The organism is Amycolatopsis orientalis DSM 43388 (assembly GCF_000411975.1).
Taxonomy (GTDB): Bacteria; Actinomycetota; Actinomycetes; order Mycobacteriales; family Pseudonocardiaceae; genus Amycolatopsis; species Amycolatopsis orientalis_D.
The window spans coordinates 39,110-62,637 of sequence record NZ_ASXG01000030.1 but is presented as its reverse complement, the minus strand read 5'-3'; the positions used below and the strand labels follow the sequence as shown (position 1 = coordinate 62,637).

The window sequence follows — 23,528 nt, the reverse complement described above, 5'->3', positions numbered from 1 at the left end:
AGTGCTCGCCAGCGAGTTGACCCGCAAAAGCCAATGGCCTTCTCGTCCGCTAACGCGGATACCGCATCGTCAGCACCGCAGTAGCCGATCCGCCAACTCCGCGGTAAACATGCTCCGTTTCCGCGATAAACGTATGCGTCCCGGCCGCGGAAACCGTCACCGGCGCATCCGCCGGTCCTACCTCCGCCGTTCCGGTCACGACGGTCAGCACCTCCCGCACCCCGGGGCTGTGCGGCTGCGACACCTGAACTCGCTCGTGGATCGTCAGCCGGTACACCTCCGTCACGCCCTCCGGGTCCTCCCATCGGCCGAGCAAGGTCGCCGCCACGCTGTCGCCGTGGGCTTCGGCCACGCCGTCGTCGCCGAAAAGCAAGTCGCTCAACGGGATCGACAACGCGGTGGCGATGGCGAACAGCGTGTCCAGCGTCGGGTTGCGGCGGCCGTTTTCCAGTTCGGACAGCGTTCCCTTGCCGAGACCGCTGTCGGCGGCGAGCGTGGTCAGGCCGACGCCCGCGCGGGTGCGCAGCGTCCGGATGCGGGTACCGACCGCCGCGGCGAGCGCGCGGCCGTCCGGGGCGGATGACGTCGACACGCGGCCTAGTCTAGTGTTCTGTTTACAGAACAGCTGGAGGTGTGCAGATGTCGGCAGTGCAAAACGTGCAGGACGCGCTCTACGCGGCGGGCGTCGAAGGCCAGGCGCGGACTCTCCCGCAGTCCACCCGGACGGCGGCCGAGGCGGCGGACGCGCTCGGCTGTCCGGTCGGCGCGATCGCGAACAGCCTGGTCTTCCAGGCCGACGACGCCCCGTTGCTGGTCTTGACCAGTGGCGCGCACCGCGTAGACGTCGAGGCGCTCGCCGCGCGGCTCGGGCGCGACCGGATCCGCCGGGCCAAGCCGGACGAGGTGCGCGCGGCTACCGGGCAGGTGATCGGCGGGGTGTCGCCGGTCGGGCATCCGGCTCCGCTGGAGACGGTGGTCGACGAGGCATTGCGGCAGTATTCGCAGGTGTGGGCCGCGGCCGGGACGCCGAACGCCGTCTTCCCGACGACGTTCGACGAACTCGTGCGGATCACCAAGGGAACGCCGATGCGGGTGCACGGGTAAGCGGCTCTGCGCGGTTGAGGGGGCGAGCGCACCGGTGCCTCACCGATGGCGGAAGCTGATGCGCATCAGCCGGCTGTCCGCCCAGTCTTCGAGCCGAGTCGGCCGGATGGTGCCCGGGTCATGGGGCTGATTGAGATCGGCGACGATCTCCGCCAGCACGGCCTGCCGTTCGGCTGGGTCGGTGACCGGCGTGGCCTGCGCGGGCAGATCCGCCCGGACCCCGTTCTTGAGGTGGAAGGTGAACGCGGGATTGGCGAGCAGGTTCGCATGCCAGTCGGTCGCGGCACCACCGGCGCCGCTGCACAGGTAAGTGGCGCCAGCGGCCCGGTAGAAGAAAATCTCGATGCGGCGTGCCCGGCCGGTGCGGCGCCCCAGCGTCGTGATGTCGATGATCCGTTCGCTGGTGCGTGCGGCGGGGGTGATCTCTATCGCCCGTCGGACGTGGCTGGGCAGGTGCGCCAAAGACGAGGTCGGGTCTGGAGCGCTCATGCGGCGTCGGCCTGAAGGGCGGGGCCGAGGAGAAGCCCGCCGTCGATGACGTACTCCGCCCCCGTGACGAACGACGCCTCTGCTGACGTGAGGAACAGGAGAAGGCGGGTGACGTCGGCTGGCTCTCCGAGCCGGGGGATCGCGAACGGCTCGGGTGAGTAGAAGTCGGCGATGGGCGCGGCAGCGCCGGCTGCGGGTTCGTGGATGAAAGGGGTCGCGATCACGCCCGGGTGGATGGTGTTCACGCGGATGCGGTCGCGACCGAGTTCGAGCGCCGCCGTCTGGGTGAGGCCGCGCACGGCCCACTTGCTGGCGACGTACGGCGCGTAGTGCGCCGTGCCGCCCAGCCCCATGGTCGAGGCGATGTTGACGATGGCTCCGCCTTGGGCCCGGCGCAGAGCGGGGGCGGCGGCCTTGATGTCGAGGAAAGTCCCGGTGAGGTTGGTCTCGAGGATGCGCGCCCACGTGGCCTGGTCCGTGTTTTCGATGGTGGCTGGCGGATTCTGGACGCCCGCGTTGTTGACGAGCACGTTCAAGGCGCCGAAGACGCTTTCGGTGGCGCGCACCGCGGCGGACCACGAACTCTCGTCAGTGACGTCAAGCCGGACGAAGCGAGCGCGGGGCCCAAGTTCGTCGGCCAGAGCGGCGCCGCGTCGCGCGTCGATGCCGCCGATCACCACGTTCGCTCCTTCCGCGTGAAACGCACGCACGTGGCTTGCGCCTTGGCCGCCGGCTCCGCCGGTCACGAGCACGGTCTGATTTTCGAAGCGGGGCATCGAACGGTCCTTCGGTCCGCGATGGTGAGCCGGTCGACTCGCCATCTCTGACGCTAGATCGGCGACAGTGGTGAGTCAAGCCACTCACCTCGTATGCTCGGCCCATGAGCAAGGCTGTGCCGACCTATCACCAGCGCGTCGCCCAGGAGAAGCGTGCGCTGATCGTGAAGGCCGCGACCGCGCTGTTTCTCGAGCTGGGCTACGACCGGACGTCGCTGGCGCGGATCGCGGAGTGCTCGGGCGTTTCGCGAGCCACCTTGTTCAAGCAGTTCCCGAGCAAGGCCGACTTGTTCGACGCCATCGTGACCGAGTCATGGGCGACCGCCGACGAGGAAGACCCGCCGCCGGCGGGCGACGTCGTGGCCGGGCTCGCCGTCCTCGGCCGTCGTTACGCCCAGCTGCTGGGCCGGGCCCAGATGACCGACTTGTTCCGGATCGTCATCGCCGAGCTGCCGCGGTTTCCCGAGCTGGCCCATGCGCAGTTCTCGCGCGGAAAGATGCCCTACTTCGAGTCCGTGCGCAGCTACCTTCTGGCCGAGCACGAGGCGGGAACGGTGCGGATCGAGGACGCGGACCTGGCGGCCACCCAGTTCCTGGGCATGATCTCCAACTACGTCTTCTGGCCGACGCTCCTCGTGCCGGGCTGGGAGGTGAGCGCCGAACGCGTCGCTCAGGTGGTGGACGAGGCCGTCCGTACCATCGCCGCCCGGTACGCCGTGGCCGGGCCGGGGGCGTCCGCCGACGGTTGACTCAGTTCCATTCCACCGCGATGCCGGCCAGTCCCGGGCCGGTGTCGCGGAAATACCCGCTCGTCACGCCGCCGGTGTCGCACGGCAATTCCTCCGCCTCGACCGGCAGCGCGTCGTCGCGGGCGCGGACTTCCCGGGTGATCCGGGCGGGCATCGCGGTGGGCGCGAACTGCAATTGCAGCAGATAACTCGCGCACTGGTCGCGCAGCATCCGGTAGTACCCGGGGAACGTGACGGCGGAATTGTCGTGGATTTCGAAGCAGAAAACGTGGATTTCGCCCTCGGCGAGCTTCCGGTCGAAAAGCAGCTCGGTCGCCATCGTCTCGCGCGCCGGATGCCTGCGGATCCGGCCGACGCGGCAGCCTTCCGCGGTGATCAGCTCGACGTCGTCGATCCGGCAGCCGGGATCGCCGTTGTAGACGGCCACGTACCGGTCCGGTCCGTGCCGCCGCGCGCGGGTCACCAGCCGGGTGCGGAATTTCACCTGGTGCTTGTGCTCGTCGATGGTGATCTGGTCGTGCACCGACAGCATTTCCAGATCGGAGTTCGACTGCCGGGACGTCGGCGGTGCGCCGAGGTCGCTCATCAGCTGCTCGACGATCGCGCCCATCTCACCCGAGCGCAGGTCGTGGAACGACGCCGCGGCCTGGTGCCCGCGCGCCCGGGCGGTGCGCGGGCCGATCAGCACCACGAGCGAGTCCGCGGGCAGCTGCAGCACCGACTCGAGCGCGCGGACCGCGGGCAGCGCCTTCGGCACCTCCGGCTGGCGGAGCCCGCGCTGCCAGTAGCTCAGCGTCGACTGTCCGATGTGGACCCCGCGGAGCGCGAGGTGCGCCCGCAGCCGGGCGAGCGACAGGCCGCGATGCGCGATCGCGAGCCGCAGCGCCTGGTGGAATTCTCCGGATCGCAGTGCGTCGCCGAGCTCGGGCGGCAGTTCACCCGCGCCGCGCCGGCCAGGTTCCATGATCAGTGGGCCATCCCCGTCTCGTGCCACCGCTGTCCCTTCAACGCCGCCCGTGCGCTGGGCGTGAATGCCGCGGAACGTTCACGTTAGCAGCGCGCGGTCACGGGTCCGGCCCCCGTTTGGTGTGCTTGGCCACGGAAGGGTAACCGTTCCGTGTTCCACCGCGGACCCGGAACACCCTCGTTGCCGGACGGGCGTCTTGCTCGGAGTGATCGACCAGTTCACCGTTGTGACCACCACTGGCACGTCTAGGCGGGAGGTGCGTCGTGGGTCTGGGGAAACCGAATCACGGGGAGAGCACTGCCGGGCGGGTCCGGCGGTCCTCGACCCCTTGCCGAAGGCACGTCGGACGCTTGCTGCTGCTCGCGGCGTTCACGGGCCTGGCGTTGCCGGTGTCGGCTCCGGGCGCGGGCGCGGCGCAGCCCGCCGACACCGGCAACGCCCACCTCACGGCCCTGCCGCGCGGCGAGGTGGTGCCGAGGGACGGGCAGAGCACGCCCGCGGAGCCGCACGGCGACGACTGGATTCCGCTGCTCTGCCTCGCCGGGCTGCTGGTCGCGGTGCCGGTGGGTTACTTCGGCTACGTCCGAGCGCGCCGCGAGGCAGCCTGAGCACGCCACCAAGTATCTTCGACGGCGTGGGGCGACTGGTCGTAATCGAAGGTCTGGACGGCGCGGGCAAGCGCACGCTGTCCGAGGGGCTGACTGCCGCGCTGGAAGACGCCGGCGCGAGCGTCGGCAGTCTCGCCTTCCCGCGTTACGGCCGCAGCGTGCACGCCGATCTGGTGCGCGAAGCACTGCATCGCGGGCACGGCGACCTCGCCGATTCGGTGTACGGAATGGCGATGCTGTACGCCCTCGACCGCGCGGGTGCGGCCGACGAGATCCGCGAGTTGCTCGCGGCCAACGACGTGGTCCTGCTGGATCGCTACGTGGCTTCGAACGCCGCGTACGCCGCTGCGCGGCTGCGCGAACACGCGGATGGCGCTGTGGTGCAGTGGGTTTGGGACCTCGAGGTGACGCGGTTCGGCCTGCCCCGGCCGGACGCGCACCTGCTGCTGCGGGTAAGCTCGGAGGTCGCTGCCGAGCGGGCAGTGCGCCGGGCGGAGTCGGACGCGGCTCGCACTCGGGACGCTTTCGAGTCGGATGATTCGCTGCAGCAGCGTTGTGCCGCGGTGTACGACGAATTGGCTGCGCTTTCGTGGCTCGCGCCGTGGCATGTGCTGGACGGCGTGGCGGGTGTCGATTTGCCGATGTTGGCGAAGTCTCTGCTCGCTTAGCCCAGGGCTGCGGTGGCGGTGCGCAGCTCGGCTAGCACTTCGGCGGCCAGCGCGGTGAACTCCCGCCGGTTGTCTGCTTCGACCCAGCGGTGGAAGGCCGTTGTGAAGGCGAGGCAGCCCAATTCCGCCGCGACGCGTGCGGCTGGCTCTTTGATCCCGTGCTCGGCGAGCGCGTCGTGCATGGCCTGGACCAGCTTGGCGCGCTTGAGCAATTCGCGTTCGAGCAGTTCGCTGTTCGCCGCCACGACCGCCTGCCGGGCACGGGCCTGAGCCAGCCGCTCGCTGGTGAAAATCGCTCCCAGGGCTGCCAGTGCCCCACCGACCGCTTCGAACGGCGTCGCGTCCGCTGGCGTCCCGGAGATGCCCTCGGAGAAGAGCTGGGCCAGTTCGTCCTGCCCGCCGAACAGCACCTCCCGCTTGTCGGCGAAATAGCGGAAGAAAGTGCGCTTCGTGAGCCTGGCGCGTTCGGCGATTTCGGCGACCGTCGTCTGGTCGTAGCCGCGTTCGGCGAACAGGTCGAGCGCCGCCTGCGCCAAGCGGTGGCGTGCGTTCGGTTCCCAGCGGCCCATGCTGTCCAGTCTAGGTGATGACACCGGATGACATCAGGCGTAGGGTGATGTCACCAGGTGTCATCAACTGTGGAAGGACGATTCCATGCGGGTTTTCGTCACCGGGGCCAGCGGCCACGTCGGCTCGGCTCTCGTTCCCGAACTGCTCTCCGCCGGACACGAGGTGGTCGGCCTCGCCCGGTCGGACGCCTCCGCCGCGACGCTGGCCGAACGCGGTGCGCGAGTGCGGCGCGGCGACCTCGACGATCTCGACGGCCTGCGCGAAGCGGCCGCCGAGGCGGACGGGGTCGTGCATCTGGCGTTCAAGCACGATCTGATGGCCAGCGGCGAGTTCGCCAGCGCCGTCGAAGCGGACTTCGCCGCGCTGAAGGCGCTTGGCGAAACGCTCGCCGGCACCGGCAAGCCACTGGTCTCGACCTCCGGGACCTTGATGTTCGCCGGGCTCGGCAGGCTCGGCACGGAGGAGGACCGGTTGCCCGGCGGCCCGCGGGTCGACGCGGAAAACTACGTGCTCGGGCTCGCCGAACGCGGCGTCCGGCCGTCAGTGGTGCGGCTGCCGCCGTCGGTGCACAGTTCGCTCGACAAGCACGGGTTCGTCCCGACCATGATCCAGTTCGCTCGCGCGGCTGGGGTTTCGCCGTACGTCGGCGACGGAGCCAACCGCTGGTCCGCCGGCCACACCCTCGACGCGGCCCGGCTGTACCGGCTGGCGCTGGAGAAGGCCCCGGCCGGATCCATGCTGCACGCGGTCGGCGACGAAGCCGTTTCGCTCCGGCAGATCGCCGAGACGATCGGCTCGCGGCTCGGGGTCCCGGCGAAGTCCATCACGGCGGAGGAAGCCCCCGCGCACTTCGGGTTCCTCGCGCCGATGGTGCAGGCCGACGCCCCGACGTCCGCCGCGCGCACGCGCGAGCTGCTCGACTGGAAGCCGGAACACCCTGGCCTGCTTGAAGACCTGGCCGAGGAGCACTATTTCGCTACTGCGTGAACCTCGCCGGGTCGAACAGCGAGATCGGGTGCCGAGTCTCTCCGTCGACGATCAGGTCGGCGAGGATTTCCCCGACTACCGGCACGAATTTGAAGCCGTGCCCGGAAAATCCGCAGGCCACTACCGCTCGCGGATGCTGCGGATGCGGGGCGAGCACGAAGTGCTCGTCCGGGGTGTTCGTGTAGAGGCAAGCCGCCGCGCGGCGGAAGGTCGCCGGGAGCGTCGGCAGCCGCGAGCCGACCAGGCGGGCGACCGCGCGCACCTCGTCGGCGTGGACCTGCCGGTCGATCGTGTCGGCGGTGCACGGGACGCCGCCATGGTGCGCCGCGACTTTGACGCCTTGCGCGGTATGCGCGGGGAATCCGTAGAATTGGCTGCCTTCAGCGGTTTCCCAAAGGTAGACGGGATGATCGACGAACGGCCGCACGTCCGCCGGTTCGAACCAGTACTGGACCTGACGTCGCACCTCGAAATCGACGCCTAGGTCGGCGAGCAGCACCGGTGCCCACGCGCCCGGGCAGAGCACGAGCCGTTCGGCGGTGTAGTAGCTCGAAGCGGTGCCGACGCGCACGCCGGTTTCCGTGCTGGTCCACGTGAACACCTGCTCTTCGTGGTGCAGTTCGGCACCGTGGCGCGCGGCGAGCCGCAGGTGTGCGGCGACGCTTCCTTCGGGCGACACGAATCCGGCGCCCGGCTCGCACAGGGCTACCTCGTCCTCTGCCGGGGTGATGGTGGGGAACCGGCGCCGGATCTCGGCCGCGTCCAGGATTTCGTGCGGGATGTCGAACTTCTCCGCGGAAAGCGTGCTGCCGGTAATCGTGCGCGACTCCGGCGGTCCGCCCATCACCGCGCCGCAGCGGGTGAACAGCGACCGGCCGGAATCGCGTTCGAGTTCGTCCCACATCTCGTGCGCGCGCAGCAGCAGCGGTACGTAATCCGGACCTTCGAGGTAGGCCTGCCGCGTGATCCGCGAACCACCGTGGCTCGACCCGAGGTTGTGCACCGGCGCGAACTGGTCGATCCCGAGCACCTTCTGCCCTCGGCGCGCCAGCCGGTAGGCAGCCGCGCTGCCCATTCCGCCGAGACCGACCACGATGACGTCGTAATGCGTCATTCGCCGCTCCTCAACGGCTCCGCGGCCACCTTCGCCGACAACCGTTTCCCGAAGTGCTCGATTTCCACCGGCGTCCGCGGCCGGGAATCCTCGACGGGCAGCCAGGCGTAGGCCAGGTTTTTGTCAACGGTGTAGCCGTACGCGCCGCTCGTGACGTATCCCGCCGGACGGCCGTCGACGTACACCGGTTCCCGTCCGTGCAGAATCGAATCCGGGTGCTCGACGGTCAAGCACACCAGTTTCCGGCGCACCGTCGCGGGAGAACGGTGGAGAAGCGTGTCCCGGCCGAGGAAGTAGCCCTTGTCCATCCGCACCGCGAACCCGAGGCCGGCCTCGTACGGATCGTGCTCGGTGGTCACGTCGACGCCGCAGTTTCGCTGGCCTTCCTCCATCCGGAGGCTGCGCAGCGCGTCTTCTCCGGCCGCCGCGATCCCGTGCGGCTCCCCGGCGGACCAGAGCGCGTCCCAGAGCGACCGGCCGAGATCCGCGCCGGTGTGCAGCTCCCAGCCGGGCTCGCCCACTTCGGAGATGCGCAGCACGGTCACCGGCACGTCGCCGACGTATGTCCGCCAAGCCCGGGTGTCCGATGTGGACAGCTCGGGCAGCACCCGCTCGGCGAGCGGCCCCCACAATCCGAGACAGCAGGTGCCGCCGGTGGTTTCGCGCAGCTGGACCGAGCCGTCGCCGGGCAGATGACGGCGCAGCCAGGCGATGTCCCGGTGGTGGTGCGCGGCGACGTGGAACTGCTCCCCGCCGAGCCGGGCGACGGTCAGATCGCTGCGCACCCCGCCGTCTTCGCCGAGCAGCAACGTGTTGGTGACCGAGCCGGGCGGACGGTCGAGCTGGTTCGTGGTCATCGTCTGCAGGAACGGCAGCGCGCCGCGGCCGGTGATCTCCAGCCGGCGCCGCGGGGTCAGGTCGAACAACGCGACCCGGCTCCGAGCCGCGACGGCCTCCGCGCGGGGACCGGTGTACCGCTGAGGCCGTGCCCAGCCGTCTTCCTCGCGAAACTCCGCGCCCAGCGCGGCTTCGCGCTCGTAGCAGGGCGTCGTCCGCGGCGCTTCCGTCGCCGGTCGCGGATGGCCCGCCGCCGCCAAACTCCGCTCCCGCACCCGGCCCGGCGCGAGCTGCAGGCGATCGAACCGGGCGAGGTCGACGGAGTGCAGATCGAGGTGCGCTTGTCCCTCGATGAGCCAGCGCGCCAGCTCTCGCGCGACCCCGGCGGACCACCCGCAGTCGACCGCTTCGGCGACCCAGAACCCGTCGAGATCCGGATGCTCGCCCAGCAGCGGCAACCCGTCCGGCGTTCCCGGGACCAGGTGCCGGGTGCCCTCCTCGACCTTCGCGTCGGCGAGCGCGGGCACCAAGCCGACCGCGGCCGTCCACGCCTCCTCGAAGACCGCCGGAGCGAACGCGGCGTCGGTTTCGACCGGACCCAGCGCGCTGATGCCCAGCCGGTCGACGTGCTCGCGCAGCGCCAGCCCGGCTCCGCGCAGAATCGGTTTGTCCGCCTCGGTGAAGTGGTCGTTGTCCCCGGCGAGCTGGGCCAGCGGCGTGGTGCGCGCGTGATCGACCGCGATCGGCACCACCGGCACCGAAAGATCGACCAGCCGCCCGAACCGCGGCCCGCGCACTCCGGCACAGGAAATGACCACGTCGGCGCGGAACCGGTCAGTCGCCGTCGCCACCGCGGTCACCCGCCCCGCCGTGCGCACGATCTCGACGATTTCTTGCCCGGTAAGGAATTTCGCCCCGCGTTCCTTCGCGCGGTGTGCTTGGGCGAGCGCCGCGCGGAGCGGTTTGAGCAGCCCGTCTCCGGGGAGATGGAGGCCGCCGAACACCTTCGCGGAGTCGAGCAGCGGGTGCAGCTGGGCGCATTCGCCCGGTTCGCGCAGATAGCCGCGCACGCCGGACGAGGTCGCCCAGCCAAGCCGTTGGCGCAGCTGGGAAAGCCCCTCCGGCGTGGTCGCGAGTTCCAGGCTCCCGACCGGCTGGAAACACCAGCCGCCGTCGACGGTCAGCCCGCTGTATTTCTCCGCGGTGTACTTCGCGAACTCGGACGCCGTGCGGTCCGCGTGCGCGCGGAAGAGCAGGCCCGGCCCGGCGGAGGCGATCGCCGGTTCCGGTTCCAGCACGGTGATGTCCGTCCAGCCCCGTTCGGTCAGCTCGTCGGCGACCGCGCAGCCGAGGAGCCCGGCGCCGAGCACAACCACCCGCGGTCGCACTGCCATCGCGAGTACCTCCTGCCTGCCGGCCGTCGCGGACGGCCCGGCTCGGGACGAGACAGGCATGCCGGAACGCCCCCGCCGGGGAGAGGAAGCGTTGCGGATGGAGATCGATGTTCCGTCTGCTGCAACTCACAAATTGCGGGATCGCGGGCGCGCTGTCAAGAGAGCGCCGCGGCCGGGGAGTTCACGCGGAGAAGTAGCCGAGCTGAGCGGAAAGCTCCCGGGCCGCCTCGGCCATCGGCGCGACGATCTGGCGGATCCGCTGTTTGGACAGCCGGTAGGACGGACCGGACGCGCTCATCGCCGCGACGACCTCGCCGCCGGGGCCGCGCACCGGCACCGCGACCGCGTGCATGCCCAGTTCCAGCTCCTCGAAGGAAGCCGCGTAACCGTCCTCGGCGACCCGCTCCAGCTCGGCCGCCAGCTCTTCCCGGTCGATCGTGGTGCGCGGCGTGTACTGCTCCAGCTCGTGCGCGAGCATCCGCTTGCGCTCGGCCTCGTCCATCGCGGCCAGCAGCACCTTGCCGCTGGAGGTGGCGTGCAGCGGCGTGCGCTGCCCGGTCCAGTTCTGCGTGGTGATCGCGGCCGACCCGCGGGCCTGGCTGATGTTGATCGCGACGCCGTCGTCGGCGATCGCGATGTTGACCGTCTCGCCCAGCTCCTCGGCGAGCGCCTGGCAGGTCTGCCTGCCGAGCTTCGCCAGGTCCATCCGGCCGGTCGCGGCCCCGGCCAGCCGGACCACGCCGAAGCCGATCGCGTACTTGCCGCGTTCGCCCAGCTGCTCGACCAGCCCGTGCGCCTCCAGCACGCTCAGCAGCCGCGACGCGGTGGACTTGTGCACGCCCAGCTCGCCGGCGATCTCGGTAATGCCCGTTTCGCCGTTGCGGGCCAGCAGTTCCAGGACCGTGATCGCCCGGTCGACGGACTGCACCGCGCTCCCCGTTGCGTTTCCCGAGTCCTGGTTCCGCATAGCGCAACAGTAACCGCTCGGCTGCGATCTGTTCGGCTGAGCGGGCGAATCCGGCCGCGGCCGGGCGCCCGCGGCGTCCGGATGGCCCAACCGGGGCGGTGATCTTGATCTTTCCGGTGGTCAAACGCGCGGGTCGTGCGCACGGGTGCGGGAGGTAGTGCGAACATGTGGTCATGAAGGCACGTGTCTTGGTGGTCGACGACGACCCGGCGCTCGCGGAGATGCTCACCATCGTGCTCCGCGGCGAAGGGTTCGACACCGCGGTGGTCGCGGACGGTTCGCGGGCGCTGCCCGCGCTGCGGGAGCTGAAACCGGACCTGGTCCTGCTCGACCTCATGCTGCCCGGCATGAACGGCATCGACGTGTGCAAGGCGATCCGCGCCGAGTCCGGCGTGCCGATCGTCATGCTCACCGCCAAGAGCGACACCGTGGACATCGTGCTCGGGCTCGAGTCCGGCGCCGACGACTACGTGGTCAAGCCGTTCAAGCCGAAGGAACTCGTCGCCCGCGTGCGCGCCCGGATGCGCCGCACCGAGGCCGAGCCCGCCGAATCGCTGACCATCGGCGACCTGGCGATCGACGTGCCCGGACACGAGGTGACCCGCGACGGCAAGGCGATCCCGCTGACGCCGCTCGAGTTCGACCTGCTCGTGGCGCTGGCCCGCAAGCCGCGCCAGGTGTTCACCCGCGAGGTGCTGCTCGAACAGGTGTGGGGCTACCGGCACGCGGCCGACACGCGGCTGGTGAACGTGCACGTCCAGCGCCTGCGCTCGAAGGTGGAGAAGGACCCGGAGCACCCCGAGGTGGTGCTGACGGTGCGCGGAGTCGGGTACAAGGCCGGCCCGCCGTGATCGTGCGATGACCGGTTTCGCGGGGCGGCTTCGCGCCGCCGCCCGCGCCGCGACTCGGCTCGCCGGACGGGTCGCGGTTTTCGCCCGCCGCCGCGCGGTGGCGTTCAACGAGCTGTGGAAGCACTCCCTGCAGTTCCGCGTCACGATCTCGACGCTCGCGCTGTCCTCGGCCGTGGTGTTCGTGCTGGGCATGGTGCTGCAGAACCAGATCACCGAACGGCTGCTGGACACCAAGCGCCGCGCCGCGGTCGAGCAGACCCAGGCGCTGGCCGACACCGCCGCGCGCGAACTGGTCGGGATCGGCGGCGAGTCCCCGGACGCGCTGCACACGCGGCTGCAGAACGCGCTCAAGAAGATCTCGACCACGTCGTCGTCGCGCGCGGGGTCCACCGCGGGCACCTTCGAGCCGGTGCTCGCCAGCGTCGGGCGCGGCCAGTCGGACGCGGACCCGGTGTTCGTCGGTCCGTTCAACTCGGTGCCGGAGCGGCTGCGCCAGTTCGTGGAGGCCGATCATCTCGCGCGGGTCGAGCACACCGTCGACGAGAACGGCGTGCGGACGACCTACCTGATCGTCGGCACCTCGCTGGCGACCGCGGCCACTCCGCTGCAGCTGTATTTGCTGTTCCCGCTCACCAGCGAGCAGACCACCGTGTCGACGGTGCAGAACACGCTGTTCGTGGCCGGAATCGTGCTCCTGCTGCTGCTCGCCGGCATCACGAACCTGGTGGTCCGGCAGGTGGTGCGGCCGGTCCGGCAGGCCGTCGCGGCGGCCGAGCAGTTCGCCGGCGGCGACCTCGACCAGCGGCTCGCCGTCGTGGGCGAGGACGACCTCGCCAAACTCGCGGTGTCCTACAACAGCATGGCGGCCAGCATCCAGAACCAGATCCGGCAGCTCGAGGAATTCGGCGGGCTGCAGCGCCGCTTCACCTCCGACGTGTCGCACGAGCTGCGCACCCCGCTCACCACCGTCCGGATGGCCGCCGACGTGCTGCACGCGTCCCGCGAGCAGTTCCCACCCGGTCTCGCCCGCTCCACCGAGCTGCTGGTCGACGAGCTGGACCGGTTCGAGGCGCTGCTCGGCGACCTGCTGGAGATCAGCCGGCTCGACGCGGGGGTCGAGGAACTGTCCGCCGAGTACATCGACGTGCGGCCGATCGCGACGCGCGCGGTCGAGCAGGTGCGCGTGCTCGCCGGGACCGCGGGCAGCGCGGTCGAACTGGTGCTGCCGGACGAGGACGCCTCCGCCGAGGTGGACGCGCGCCGGATCGAGCGGATCCTGCGCAATCTGCTGGCAAACGCGGTCGACCACAGCGAGGGCAAACCGGTGGTGCTGACGGTCGCGGTGAACGAGTCCGCGGTCGCGGTCACCGTCCGGGACTACGGCGTCGGCCTGCGCGCGGGGGAGGCCGAGCTGGTGTTCAACCGGTTCTGGCGCGCCGACCCGTCGCGCAACCGGCGCACCGGCGGCACCGGCCTCGGCCTGGCGATCAGCCAGGAGGACGCGCGGCTGCACGGCGGCGTCCTCGACGCGTGGGGCGAGCCGGGACACGGTGCCTGCTTCCGGCTCGTGGTGCCGCGCCGGCAAGGCGTGCCGATCGCGGAGAGCCCGCTGGTGCTGCCGCCGCCGGACGCCGTTTCGGAGATCACGCTGCAGCCGTCGTCGGTCGCCGAACTGCAGCCCGCGCCGGAGGCGATCCTGGCCGATCCGGCCTCGGACCGGGAGGAGGTCGGTCAGTGAGGCGAGTGCTCGTCCTGCTCGCCTGCGCACTGGTGCTCGTGAGCTGCGCGAACGTTCCGCAGGAATCGCTGCCGGTCGTGGTGTCGGTCGAAAAAGCGCCCCCGCAGGCCAACGACGCTCCGGAACCGCCGGCCAACGCCGATCCGCTCGACATCGTGCGGCTGTTCATCAAAGCCAACGCCGATCCGCGGTCGGGCAACGCGGCGTCGCGGGCGTTCCTGGACGAAAGACAGCGCGGCGCGTGGCGGCCGAACCGCTCGTTCACGATCATCGACAAGACCTTCAGCACGGTCTACGACCCCACAGCCGCCAGCGGCGCCACCACGACGCCCACTCCGTCGTCGGCGACCCCGGATCCGAACGTCCGCACGGTCACCGTGCGCGGTTCGGTGCTCGGCACGCTGAGCGCGGATTCCGCGTTCATCCCCGGCAGCGGTCCGGCCGAGCAGACCTTCCAGGTGCGCAAGCAGGCCGATGGGCAATGGCGGATCTCCAGCCCGCCCCCGCCGGTGCTGCTGGTGACCGACGACGAGTTCGACGGCAACTACAACCCGGTCTCGGTGAGCTTCTACTCGGCCGACTCCGGCTCGTTCGTGCCGGACCTGCGTTATGTCCCGGCGAAACCGCAGTCGGGCATGCCGGGCCGGGTGATGGACCTGATCCTGCAGGGGCCGTCCGCCGGGCTGACCGGCGCGGTGAAGAACTTGTTCGGCGACGGGGTGTCGCTCGAAAACAACGTGAAGAACAACGACGACGGCTCGCTGACGGTGCAGCTGAGCGGGCTCACCGGCGTCGGACTGGACACGCGGTCGCTGATCGCCGCGCAGATCGTGCTGTCGATGCAGACCGTCACGTCCACCCGGATCCGGCTGCTCGCCGACGGCGCGCCGCTCGTGCCCGGACACGAATACTGGCGCAGCAGCGACGTGCCCTCCTACAACGCTTCCTCGTCGCCGGGCCCGGGCCTGATGACGGTCGGCGGCCGCGTCCGCTCACTCAGCGACGGCGCGCCGATCGCGGGCGCGGCGGGCAATGGCGCGTACGCGGTGGTCAGCGCGGCCCAGTCGATCGACGACAAACGCCTCGCGGTGGTCGAGCAGGACGGCGACCGGGTGCGGCTGCGCATCGGCGACCTCGGCCGCGACCTCCCGACGGTCGACCTCGGCGGCGGTTCGCTGAGCCGTCCGACCTGGCGTCCGGCGCAGGCCGGGGCCGGTCCGTCGAACGAGGTGTGGACGGTTGTCGACCACTCGATCATCGCGCGGATGGTTCTCGACCCGAACGGCCATTGGCTGCGGCAGAGCGTCAACGCGAACGACCTGCTGGCGCTGGGTCCGATCGGCGTGCTGCGGCTCTCCCGGGACGGCGCGCGCGTGGCCGCGACGGTGAACGGCCAGCTGGTCGTGGCGTCGGTGGTGCGCAACGGCGACACGGTCACCTTGCGCGAGCCACGGGTGCTGCAGCCCGGCGTGCTGACAGACGTGCTGGACGTGGACTGGGGCTCGACGCCGGACACCCTGGTCGCCGCGACGTCTTCGCCCTCGCAGCCGGTCCAGCGGCTGTCGGTCGACGGACGGCGGATGGACGCTTACAACAGCTCGAACCTCACCGCGCCGGTGCGCGCGGTCGCGGCGGCGCCGAGCCAGCCGATCGTGGTCGCCGACGCCGGCGGACTGTGGACGGCGACCGAACTCGGCGAGGTGTGGCGGCCGCAGGCGCACTCGATGCAGAACGCGGATCCGTTCTATCCCGGGTGAGTTGTTTCCCGGGCGAGTTCTTTCCCGGGTGAGTTCTTTCTGGGGGATTCGCCGGCTCCGGCGTTCGCGCGGCCCGAAACTGTCGGTGGTCGGGTGCACACTCGGAGTCATGTTGCTGAGACTGTTGGTGAACCTGCTCCTGCCGACGTTCTGCGCCGGCTGTGACACCCGCGGCGCGCCCGTGTGCGCCGGTTGCTCCACGACGTGGGGGTCCCCCACCGCGGTATTCCGCGCGCCGTTGGCCGCGTTGGCCCCGGCCTACGCGCTGGCCCGCTACGCGGGCGTCGGCAAGCGGACCTTGATCGCGTACAAGGAACGCCGCCGCCGGGACGTGGCTCCGTTTTTGGGCCGGGTGCTGGCGGCTGGACTGATGGCGTTGCCGTCCGGAGGCCCTCGCGCCAGTCCGTGGTGTCTCGTCCCGGTCCCGAGCCGACGGACGGCTTCGCGAGTGCGGGGCGGCCCGCACGTCGAGCGGATCGCTCGGGAAGCCGCCCGGTTGACGGGAGCGTATGTCGCACCCGCCCTGGTACTGAAGGGCGGACGGGACGCGGTCGGCCTGAACCGGGCGGAACGCGCGGCCAACCTGGAAGGACGCCTGCGCTTCGCCGCGGCCGGCCGGCCGCCGCCGGGTACGCGAGTCGTGGTGGTGGACGACGTGATCACCACAGGAGCCACGTCCGCCGCATGCGTCACGACGTTGAAAAACGCGGGGGTTCCGGTGGTGGCGGTGCTCGCCCTGCTGGCGACAGTGTGAGGTTTGGAAGGCGGTGAGTCCTAGGTCGGAAACCCGAACCCGCTCCAGCCCTCGTCTTGGCCCGCTCCGGTTCCGGTGTGCGCCGGGTCCGGCGGTGTGGTCGGAGGCCTGGTCCGGTGTGCTCCGGGTGTCTGGGGCGTGCTGAGTTCGTTGGTTGTCGTCGGGGAAGGAGAGGTGCCTTGGTCTGGCGTGCTTCGCGGTTGCGGGGTGCGGCGGGTCTGGCGGTGTGGTCGGAGACCTGGTCCGGTGCGTTTCGGGTTTCCGGGACATGCCGAGTCCGGGGGTCTCGTCGCAAAGCCGGTCCGGCGTGCTCCGGGTGGCCGGGGCGTGCCTAGCCCGGTGCTGTCGTCGAGAACTGGAGGCGCCTTGTCTGGTGCGCTTCGCGGATCGGGGCTGTGTCGAGTCCGGTGGTGTCGTCGGAAAGCTGAGCGCGCTCTGGTCCAGTCCACTCGGTGAACCCGGCGTGCGCTGAGTTAGGCGGTGTCGTCCTCAACCCGGTCGTGTCTTGGTCCGCGGTGCTTTGCGGCTCCGGCGAGCGCTGAGTCCGGTGGTGGTCGTCCAAAGGCTGCCTTGGCCTGGTGCGCTCCGCGGATCCGTCGCGCGCCGCGTCCGCCGGGCGTCGTCTGAAACCTGAACGCGCCCTAGTCCAGTCCGCTCCGCGGATCCGCGAGAGCACCGAGCCAGGTGGTCCCGAAACCGAAATCCGGTTGTGCGGAAACCGATCCTCCGTTTCGCTCCCGGCGCAAAACGGAACGATTCCAAAAACCGTCCGCCCCAAAACATCCGCCGCTTTCTCCCCAGGGAGGCAACTCGCGTTCGAATGTCCACTACTGCCAGGCGTCACCTACACGAGTGACGTCAAGAGGGAACCTCACCCCGGGCCCGCCCGTTGTCCGGGCATGAGGGTCGAGGCCGGAATCACCCCCGGGGCGGGGCAGTCCACCGAGGTGGCGGCTGTGCCGGACGGGGCGGTCACCCTCGGCGTCCGAGGTGTCGCCGGGTTGAGCCGTACGCGTGAAACTTGGGCGCGCGCGCTCGGCCGTCCGGGCGGCGGTTCCGGGCAGCGCACGCATGATTCACTGCGCGCCGTGACGAGTTCCCGGATCGTGACATCCCCCGGCTCGGGGGCTGTTGCGGACGGCGTGATGAAGCTAACGTGCTCCGCTATCAGCAAAACCCGCAGGCAGGGAGGTGTGCAGCCCATGTCCCTGGTGCCGGCGGCCCGCTGAGTCCGCGTTCGCGCTTCCGCCACGAGACGTCGTGATCCGGTCGCCGAATTCTTTTCAGCCCGCCGAACCCGAGCAGCAGCCGCTGCGGTACCGGTGCCGTGAGAACACAACAGCTCGCAGTTTCCTCAGCGAGGGAGGTCGTGTATGGACATCGTCGTTAAGGGCCGCAACGTGGAGGTGCCCGAGCATTACCGGGCGCTCGTCAGCGAAAAGCTGGCCCGCCTTGAGCGCTACGACAAGAAGGTCATCCGTTACGACGTGGAGCTCTTCCACGAGCCCAACCGCAGGCAGGCCAAGAGCTGCCAGCGCGTCGAGATCACCGGGAAGGGCCGCGGTCCGGCCGTTCGCGCCGAAGCGTGCGCGGCGGACTTCTACGCAGCGCTCGACTCCGCCGTCACCAAGCTGGAAAACCGGCTTCGGCGGACACACGACCGCAGGCGCGTGCACTACGGGCGCAGCCGTCCGGAATCGGTCGCCGAGGCGACGTCGATGGCCGGCGGATCCGACGCGGTCGCCGGGCCCGCCATGGGCACGGCCGTCCTGGACGCACCCGACGCGACCGAATCCATGGCGAACGGTTTCGCGGCGACGAGTGCGGGCGACATTCCCCGGCAGGGGCGATGGGAAGACGAGGACCTCGGCCATCAGCCAGGCCGCGTCGTCCGCGAGAAGCAGCACGCCGCGGACCCCATGACGGTGGACCAGGCTCTCTACGAGATGGAGCTGGTCGGCCACGACTTCTACCTGTTCAACGACTCCGAGGCCGGCCGGCCGAGCGTCGTCTACCGGCGAAAGGGCTTCGACTACGGCGTGATCCGGCTGGGCTGATCCGGCCCGAACCACCCTCACCGGCGGCCCGCACGCGAACGCGTGCGGGCCGTCCGCGTGCCCGGAGCGCGACCCTCGGCACGACCTTCGTCGGGACCTGTGGAAACCTCCCGTGACCTTCTGCGACGACGTGCGTGCGCGGACCAGTCCGCGTTCCCTACGATGGGGGAGACGGCGGCGGCGCACACGGGCGCCGGCCGCGGCGATTTACTGCCCGGGAACGGCCTGGGCGCGATCATGATCAGCTAGTGAGGTCGACCGGATGGTGCTGAACCGCCTGCTCCGCGCGGGCGAGGGCAAGATGGTGAAGCGGCTGCGCAACATCGCCGATCACATCAACACCCTCGAAGACGACGTGAAGGACCTGTCGGACGCCGAACTGCGGGCCAAGACCGACGAGTTCCGCGAGCGGTACGGCAAGGGCGAGTCCCTGGACGAGCTCCTGCCGGAGGCGTTCGCCGTCGCCAGGGAAGCCGCGCACCGGGTGCTCGGCCAGCGGCCGTACGACGTCCAGCTGATGGGCGGCGCCGCGCTGCACCTCGGCCAGGTCGCCGAGATGAAGACCGGCGAGGGCAAGACCCTGACCTGTGTCCTCGCGGCCTACCTGAACGCCATCCCCGGGGACGGCGTGCACGTCGTCACCACCAACGACTACCTCGCCAAGCGCGACGCGGAGTGGATGGGCCGCATCCACCGCTTCCTCGGGCTCGAGGTCGGCGTCATCGTCGCCGAGCAGGACCCGCAGGAGCGCCGCAAGCAGTACAACGCCGACGTCACCTACGGCACGAACAACGAGTTCGGCTTCGACTACCTGCGCGACAACATGACCTGGTCGCTCGACGAATGCGTGCAGCGCGGGCACAACTTCGCGATCGTCGACGAGGTCGACTCGATCCTCATCGACGAGGCGCGCACCCCGCTGATCATCTCCGGCCCGGCGGACCAGTCGTCGCGGTGGTACGTCGAGTTCGCCCGGCTCGCGCCGCTGATGCAGGGCATCGACACCACCACGATGGGCACGCGCGAGCGAGTCGAGAAGGCCAACCTGATCAACTCGAAGTACCACTACGAGGTCGACGTCCGCAAGCGCACCGTCGCGGTCACCGAGAAGGGCGTCCGGTTCGTCGAGGACCAGCTCGGCATCGAGAACCTCTACGAGGCGGCGAACACCCCGCTGGTCGGCTACTTGAACAACGCCTTGAAGGTCAAGGAGCTCTACCACAAGGACAAGGACTACATCGTCCGCGACGGCGAGGTCATGATCGTCGACGAGTTCACCGGGCGCATCCTCGTCGGCCGCCGTTACAACGAGGGCATGCACCAGGCGATCGAGGCCAAGGAAGGCGTCGAGATCAAGGCGGAGAACCAGACGCTCGCCACGATCACGCTGCAGAACTACTTCCGGCTCTACAAGAAGCTGTCCGGCATGACCGGTACCGCCGAGACCGAGGCGGCCGAGTTCCACCAGACCTACAAGCTCGGCGTGGTGCCGATCCCGACGAACCGGCCGATGATCCGCGCGGACCGCGCCGACCTGATCTACAAGAACGAGCAGGCCAAGTTCGAGGCCGTCGCCGAGGACATCGCCGAGCGGCACGAAAAGGGTCAGCCGGTGCTGGTCGGCACCACGAGCGTGGAGAAGTCCGAGCACCTGTCGAAGCTGCTGCTCAAGCTGGGCGTGCCGCACGAGGTGCTGAACGCGAAGTACCACGACAAGGAAGCGCTGATCGTCGCGCGCGCCGGCCGGAAGGGCGCGGTCACCGTCGCCACGAACATGGCGGGCCGCGGTACCGACATCGTGCTCGGCGGCAACCCGGACATCATCGCCGACGAGGTGCTGCGCGAGCGCGGCCTCGACCCGGTCGAGAACTCCGAGGAGTACGAGGCCGCGTGGCCGAAGGTGCTCGAGGAGATCAAGGAAGAGGCGCGGGCCGAAGCCGACGAGGTCCGCGAGGCCGGCGGGCTTTACGTGCTCGGCACCGAGCGGCACGAGTCGCGGCGCATCGACAACCAGCTGCGCGGTCGTTCCGGCCGGCAGGGCGACCCCGGCGAATCGCGGTTCTACCTGTCGCTGGGCGACGACCTGATGCGCCGGTTCAACGCGGCGCTGGTCGAACGCATCATGACCACCATGCGGCTGCCGGACGACGTGCCGATCGAGCACAAGATGGTCTCCAAGGCGATCAAGAGCGCGCAGACCCAGGTCGAGCAGCTCAACATGGAGACCCGCAAGAACGTCCTCAAGTACGACGAGGTCATGAACGAGCAGCGCAAGGTGATCTACGCCGAGCGCCACCGCGTGCTCGAGGGCGAGGACCTGCGCGAGCAGATCGAGCACATGATCGTCGACGTGGTGAAGGCGTACGTCTCGGGCGCGACGTCCCAGGGCTACGCCGAGGACTGGGACCACGAGCAGCTGTGGACCGCGCTGAAGACGCTGTACCCGGTGAGCCTCGACTGGGACGACCTGATCGAGGACGGCGACCTCGACGCGGAATCGCTCAGCCAGGCGCTGGTCGACGACGCGCTCGCGGCGTACGCCAAGCGCGAGGCCGAGATCGACGAACTGGTCGGCGAGGAAGGCGCGATGCGCCGGCTCGAGCGCCAGGTCATGCTGACCGTGCTCGACCGCAAGTGGCGCGAGCACCTCTACGAGATGGACTATCTCAAGGAGGGCATCGGCATGCGGGCGCTCGCGCAGCGCGACCCGCTGATCGAGTACCAGCGCGAGGGCTTCGACATGTTCCGCGCGATGCTCGACTCGCTGAAGGAGGAGGCCGTCGGCTTCCTGTTCAACCTGCAAGTCGAGCGCGCCGAGCCGGAAACCGTGCAGCAGCCGGAACCGTCGGCGCTCCCGGGCGGCGTCACGTCCGCGACCGCCGCGGCGGCCGGAGCCTTCGGCGCCAAGAGCGAGGACGAGGGCAAGCACGCCCGCCCGGCCCCGCCGCAGCCCCCGGCCACCGACTCCGATTCGGTCCCGTCCGCCTTGCGCGGCAAGGGACTCGGCGGCGGTGTCCAATCCGGACTGACCATGTCCGGCCCGTCCGAGGGTGGCGGCGTCGAGTCCCATTCGGACAGTGCGAACGACTCGGACGCCGGAGCCACGGGCGGCACCCGTCGCGAGCGGCGGGCCGCGGAACGGGCGCAGGCGAAGAAGGGCAAGAAGGGACCGCGTCGCTGAGCTGTCCACTGTGGACGGCACGACTGAGAACGGCAGCACGAGAACGCTCGTGCTGCCGTTCTTCTGTTTCCGCGGGTCCACAGTGGATTAGTGGCAGGCCCGGTGTCCAAAAAGTTAGGACGGGTGTCCTGCGCGGGTTCAGGCTACGGAGGGGCGACCGACCTGCGCCGTCTCGGACCGCGGCGCGAGCACGTGAAACCGAGTGCACACCCACCCCGTCCGCGTGCGCTCGAACCGGGCCGCCAGGGCGAGCACGCGGGGACCGGAATGGATGATCGTGCTGGTCTCCAGCGCGGTCTCGGCCGGACGGCACACGCGCAGCTCCCCGGCGACGTGATGGCGGATGCCCGGCATCAGCCCCTGGCTGCTGAGCCGGGAGAACAACGCCTCGTCCACGAGCGGCCGAATCTGCCCCGCCGCGCGCCGCCCGGCGAGGACCTCGAGGATGGCGTTGAGCCGTTGGCTGAGCCGCTGCCCCGTGGGCGGGTCGGTGAGCCGCACCAGCCGATGCCCGGCAGGCGGCAGGTCGTACGGCGACGGCCACCGCCCGCGCCGGTGCCTGCGCCGGCCCTTCACCTCCAGGACGGCAGACAGCGGCCGGAGGCTGTGGTTCGTCATCGAGTTCCCTCCCCGAAACATGGACGTCCACCTGGTGGTTAGTGCGTTCTGCCGCCAGAGATGGGACGGGGAGTGCCTGATCCGGCGAAAAGGGGCAGAACGGGGCAGACAGGATTCTCCTGATGCGCTAATGGGCCCGGACCGGCCGAACGAGCGGATAGGCTGACGTAGTGCTGAAGGGTTTGCTAGTCGACTACGCCGGTGTGCTTACCGACCAGGACGCCGCGCTGCTTTACGACTACCTTCGCGACGCCCGGGCGAACGGTACGCGCACCGCGCTCGTCTCGAACGCGCCGGGAGCGGCGCCGGAGGTGAAAACCGAGCTGGCACCCTACTTCGACGCGCTCGTCTTCTCCGGCGAGGTCGGCGTGGCCAAGCCGAACCGCGAGATCTACCTGGTCGCCGCCGAACGGATCGGGCTCGCCGCGCCCCGGTGTGTGTTCGTGGACGACGCCGAGCGGAATGTGCGCGGGGCCGTCGCCGCGGGCATGGTCGGCGTGCATCACCACACCATCGCCGAAACTCTCGACGAGCTGGCGGCGTTGTTCAGCTGACCCCGCGCCGCACCAATTCGAACGACAGCACCGCGGCCGCGGCGGAAACGTTCAGCGATTCGACGTCGCCGGGCATCGGGATCGACAGCCACTCCGTCACCAGCTCCGCCACCGCCTCGCCGACGCCTCCGGTTTCGCCGCCCAGCACGAACGCCGAGCGCTGCGGGAGCTCCACGTCGAACACCGACGTCGACGCGGAGGCACCCAGCGCGAACAGGCTGTATCCGGCTTCCACCAGCATTTCCGCTGCCTCGCGCGCCGACCCGCAGCGCAGCACCGGCGCCCGGAAGGCAACGCCCGCCGAGGATTTCACCACCATCGGATCCAGTGCGGCGACTCCGCGGCGCGGCACGATCACGCCGGAGAGCCCGGCGGCCGTCGCGGTGCGCAGGATCATGCCGACGTTCGCCGGGGTGGTGATGCCGTCGAGGAGCAGCAGCCGGGCGGGCGGGCGGCGGTCGTCGAGGGCCGCGGCGAGGGCGCGCATCCGCGGCGCGACGACGTCGGCCAGGACGCCCTGGTCCTGTTTTCCGTTGCCGGCCAGCACTTTTACCCGGTGCGCACTCGCGCGCTGCACCGGCACCCCGGCGGCCTTCGCGGCACGCTGGATCTCCGCGGCGGCCGGGCCGCGCGCGGTGTCGGCGAGGATCACCTTGTCCACGCGCAGGTCCGGATCGCCCAGCGCTTCCAGCACGGGCTTGCGCCCGTAAACGGTCAGGAAGCGGTCTTTCGGCGAACCCGCCAGCTCATCACCCACACCGGTCAGTCTCGCATTGTGTAAGGATCGG

At 70.1% G+C, this 23,528-nt stretch carries 22 protein-coding genes; 12 read left to right on the top strand and 10 right to left on the bottom strand.

Translation table 11 applies throughout. The annotated features are described in order from the left end of the window. Positions 1-49: 49 nt before the first annotated feature. A complete protein-coding gene (locus L942_RS05420; RefSeq protein ID WP_051165731.1) occupies positions 50-592 on the bottom strand; it encodes a helix-turn-helix domain-containing protein in 543 nt (180 codons plus the stop codon). A 47-nt stretch (positions 593-639) separates the two neighbouring features. Here L942_RS05420 and L942_RS05415 point away from each other — a divergent pair, with 47 nt between their 5' ends. Then, positions 640-1,104 (top strand): YbaK/EbsC family protein, encoded by a 465-nt coding sequence (locus L942_RS05415; RefSeq protein WP_037355618.1) that lies wholly within the window; start codon positions 640-642, stop codon positions 1,102-1,104. A 39-nt stretch (positions 1,105-1,143) separates the two neighbouring features. On the opposite strand, the gene L942_RS05410 is transcribed toward L942_RS05415, so the two are convergent. Further along, a complete protein-coding gene (locus L942_RS05410) occupies positions 1,144-1,593 on the bottom strand; it encodes a nitroreductase/quinone reductase family protein (RefSeq protein ID WP_037355617.1) in 450 nt (149 codons plus the stop codon). Next, on the bottom strand, positions 1,590-2,345 hold the full coding sequence (locus tag L942_RS05405; protein ID WP_235078908.1) for an SDR family oxidoreductase: 756 nt from the start codon (positions 2,343-2,345) through the stop codon (positions 1,590-1,592). Before L942_RS05405 ends, L942_RS05410 begins: the two co-directional genes overlap by 4 nt. A gap of 128 nt (positions 2,346-2,473) precedes the next feature. Between L942_RS05405 and L942_RS05400 the strand changes: the two genes are divergently transcribed. Further along, on the top strand, positions 2,474-3,118 hold the full coding sequence (locus L942_RS05400; RefSeq protein ID WP_037355614.1) for a TetR/AcrR family transcriptional regulator: 645 nt from the start codon (positions 2,474-2,476) through the stop codon (positions 3,116-3,118). Between the two features lies 1 nt (position 3,119). Here the strand turns inward: L942_RS05400 and L942_RS05395 are convergent, their stop codons facing one another. Then, entirely contained in the window at positions 3,120-4,082 is a 963-nt protein-coding gene (locus L942_RS05395; protein ID WP_440201295.1) for a hypothetical protein, read from the bottom strand. Between the two features lie 353 nt (positions 4,083-4,435). Between L942_RS05395 and L942_RS05390 the strand changes: the two genes are divergently transcribed. Further along, entirely contained in the window at positions 4,436-4,693 is a 258-nt protein-coding gene (locus L942_RS05390) for a hypothetical protein (RefSeq protein WP_235078905.1), read from the top strand. A gap of 26 nt (positions 4,694-4,719) precedes the next feature. Next, positions 4,720-5,361 carry a dTMP kinase gene (locus tag L942_RS05385; protein ID WP_037355608.1) on the top strand — a complete coding sequence of 214 codons (642 nt, stop codon included), beginning with the start codon at positions 4,720-4,722 and terminating at the stop codon, positions 5,359-5,361. Here L942_RS05385 and L942_RS05380 read toward each other — a convergent pair. Beyond that, complete coding sequence (locus L942_RS05380) at positions 5,358-5,930, bottom strand: TetR family transcriptional regulator (protein WP_037355606.1); 573 nt, start codon at positions 5,928-5,930, stop codon at positions 5,358-5,360. The genes L942_RS05385 and L942_RS05380 overlap by 4 nt on opposite strands. 85 nt (positions 5,931-6,015) lie before the next feature. Here L942_RS05380 and L942_RS05375 point away from each other — a divergent pair, with 85 nt between their 5' ends. Beyond that, on the top strand, positions 6,016-6,918 hold the full coding sequence (locus L942_RS05375; RefSeq protein ID WP_037355604.1) for an SDR family oxidoreductase: 903 nt from the start codon (positions 6,016-6,018) through the stop codon (positions 6,916-6,918). Here the strand turns inward: L942_RS05375 and solA are convergent. From solA to L942_RS05360, 3 genes are all read right to left on the bottom strand, one after another. Then, positions 6,908-8,032, bottom strand: a complete 1,125-nt coding sequence (gene solA / locus L942_RS05370) for an N-methyl-L-tryptophan oxidase (RefSeq protein WP_037355602.1) — start codon at positions 8,030-8,032, stop codon at positions 6,908-6,910. The genes L942_RS05375 and solA overlap by 11 nt on opposite strands. Continuing rightward, a complete protein-coding gene (locus tag L942_RS05365; protein ID WP_037355600.1) occupies positions 8,029-10,263 on the bottom strand; it encodes an FAD-dependent oxidoreductase in 2,235 nt (744 codons plus the stop codon). The genes solA and L942_RS05365 overlap by 4 nt, the downstream gene beginning before the upstream one ends. A 181-nt stretch (positions 10,264-10,444) precedes the next feature. After that, the gene (locus tag L942_RS05360) at positions 10,445-11,230 is read right to left on the bottom strand and encodes an IclR family transcriptional regulator (protein ID WP_037355598.1); all 786 of its coding nucleotides are present in this window, start codon (positions 11,228-11,230) and stop codon (positions 10,445-10,447) included. Positions 11,231-11,403: 173 nt separating this feature from the next. Here L942_RS05360 and mtrA point away from each other — a divergent pair, with 173 nt between their 5' ends. The 6 genes from mtrA to secA all read left to right on the top strand — a co-directional run bounded on the left by mtrA (position 11,404) and on the right by secA (position 21,568). After that, positions 11,404-12,081 (top strand): MtrAB system response regulator MtrA, encoded by a 678-nt coding sequence (gene mtrA / locus L942_RS05355; RefSeq protein ID WP_037355684.1) that lies wholly within the window; start codon positions 11,404-11,406, stop codon positions 12,079-12,081. A gap of 7 nt (positions 12,082-12,088) precedes the next feature. Then, positions 12,089-13,819 carry an MtrAB system histidine kinase MtrB gene (gene mtrB, locus L942_RS05350; RefSeq protein ID WP_037355596.1) on the top strand — a complete coding sequence of 577 codons (1,731 nt, stop codon included), beginning with the start codon at positions 12,089-12,091 and terminating at the stop codon, positions 13,817-13,819. Further along, positions 13,816-15,576, top strand: a complete 1,761-nt coding sequence (locus L942_RS05345; RefSeq protein WP_037355595.1) for an LpqB family beta-propeller domain-containing protein — start codon at positions 13,816-13,818, stop codon at positions 15,574-15,576. The genes mtrB and L942_RS05345 overlap by 4 nt, the downstream gene beginning before the upstream one ends. A 109-nt stretch (positions 15,577-15,685) precedes the next feature. Next, a complete protein-coding gene (locus L942_RS05340) occupies positions 15,686-16,330 on the top strand; it encodes a ComF family protein (protein WP_037355593.1) in 645 nt (214 codons plus the stop codon). Between the two features lie 1,373 nt (positions 16,331-17,703). After that, positions 17,704-18,387 carry a ribosome hibernation-promoting factor, HPF/YfiA family gene (hpf, locus tag L942_RS05330; RefSeq protein WP_037355589.1) on the top strand — a complete coding sequence of 228 codons (684 nt, stop codon included), beginning with the start codon at positions 17,704-17,706 and terminating at the stop codon, positions 18,385-18,387. Positions 18,388-18,649: 262 nt separating this feature from the next. Beyond that, positions 18,650-21,568 (top strand): preprotein translocase subunit SecA, encoded by a 2,919-nt coding sequence (gene secA / locus L942_RS05325; RefSeq protein WP_037355587.1) that lies wholly within the window; start codon positions 18,650-18,652, stop codon positions 21,566-21,568. Positions 21,569-21,706: 138 nt separating this feature from the next. On the opposite strand, the gene L942_RS05320 is transcribed toward secA, so the two are convergent. After that, on the bottom strand, positions 21,707-22,186 hold the full coding sequence (locus L942_RS05320) for an Rv3235 family protein (protein ID WP_200862697.1): 480 nt from the start codon (positions 22,184-22,186) through the stop codon (positions 21,707-21,709). Between the two features lie 170 nt (positions 22,187-22,356). Between L942_RS05320 and L942_RS05315 the strand changes: the two genes are divergently transcribed. Continuing rightward, positions 22,357-22,740, top strand: a complete 384-nt coding sequence (locus L942_RS05315) for an HAD-IA family hydrolase (RefSeq protein ID WP_037355583.1) — start codon at positions 22,357-22,359, stop codon at positions 22,738-22,740. Here L942_RS05315 and L942_RS05310 read toward each other — a convergent pair. Next, positions 22,733-23,497, bottom strand: a complete 765-nt coding sequence (locus L942_RS05310) for a TrmH family RNA methyltransferase (protein WP_037355581.1) — start codon at positions 23,495-23,497, stop codon at positions 22,733-22,735. The genes L942_RS05315 and L942_RS05310 overlap by 8 nt on opposite strands. Positions 23,498-23,528 lie beyond the last annotated feature (31 nt).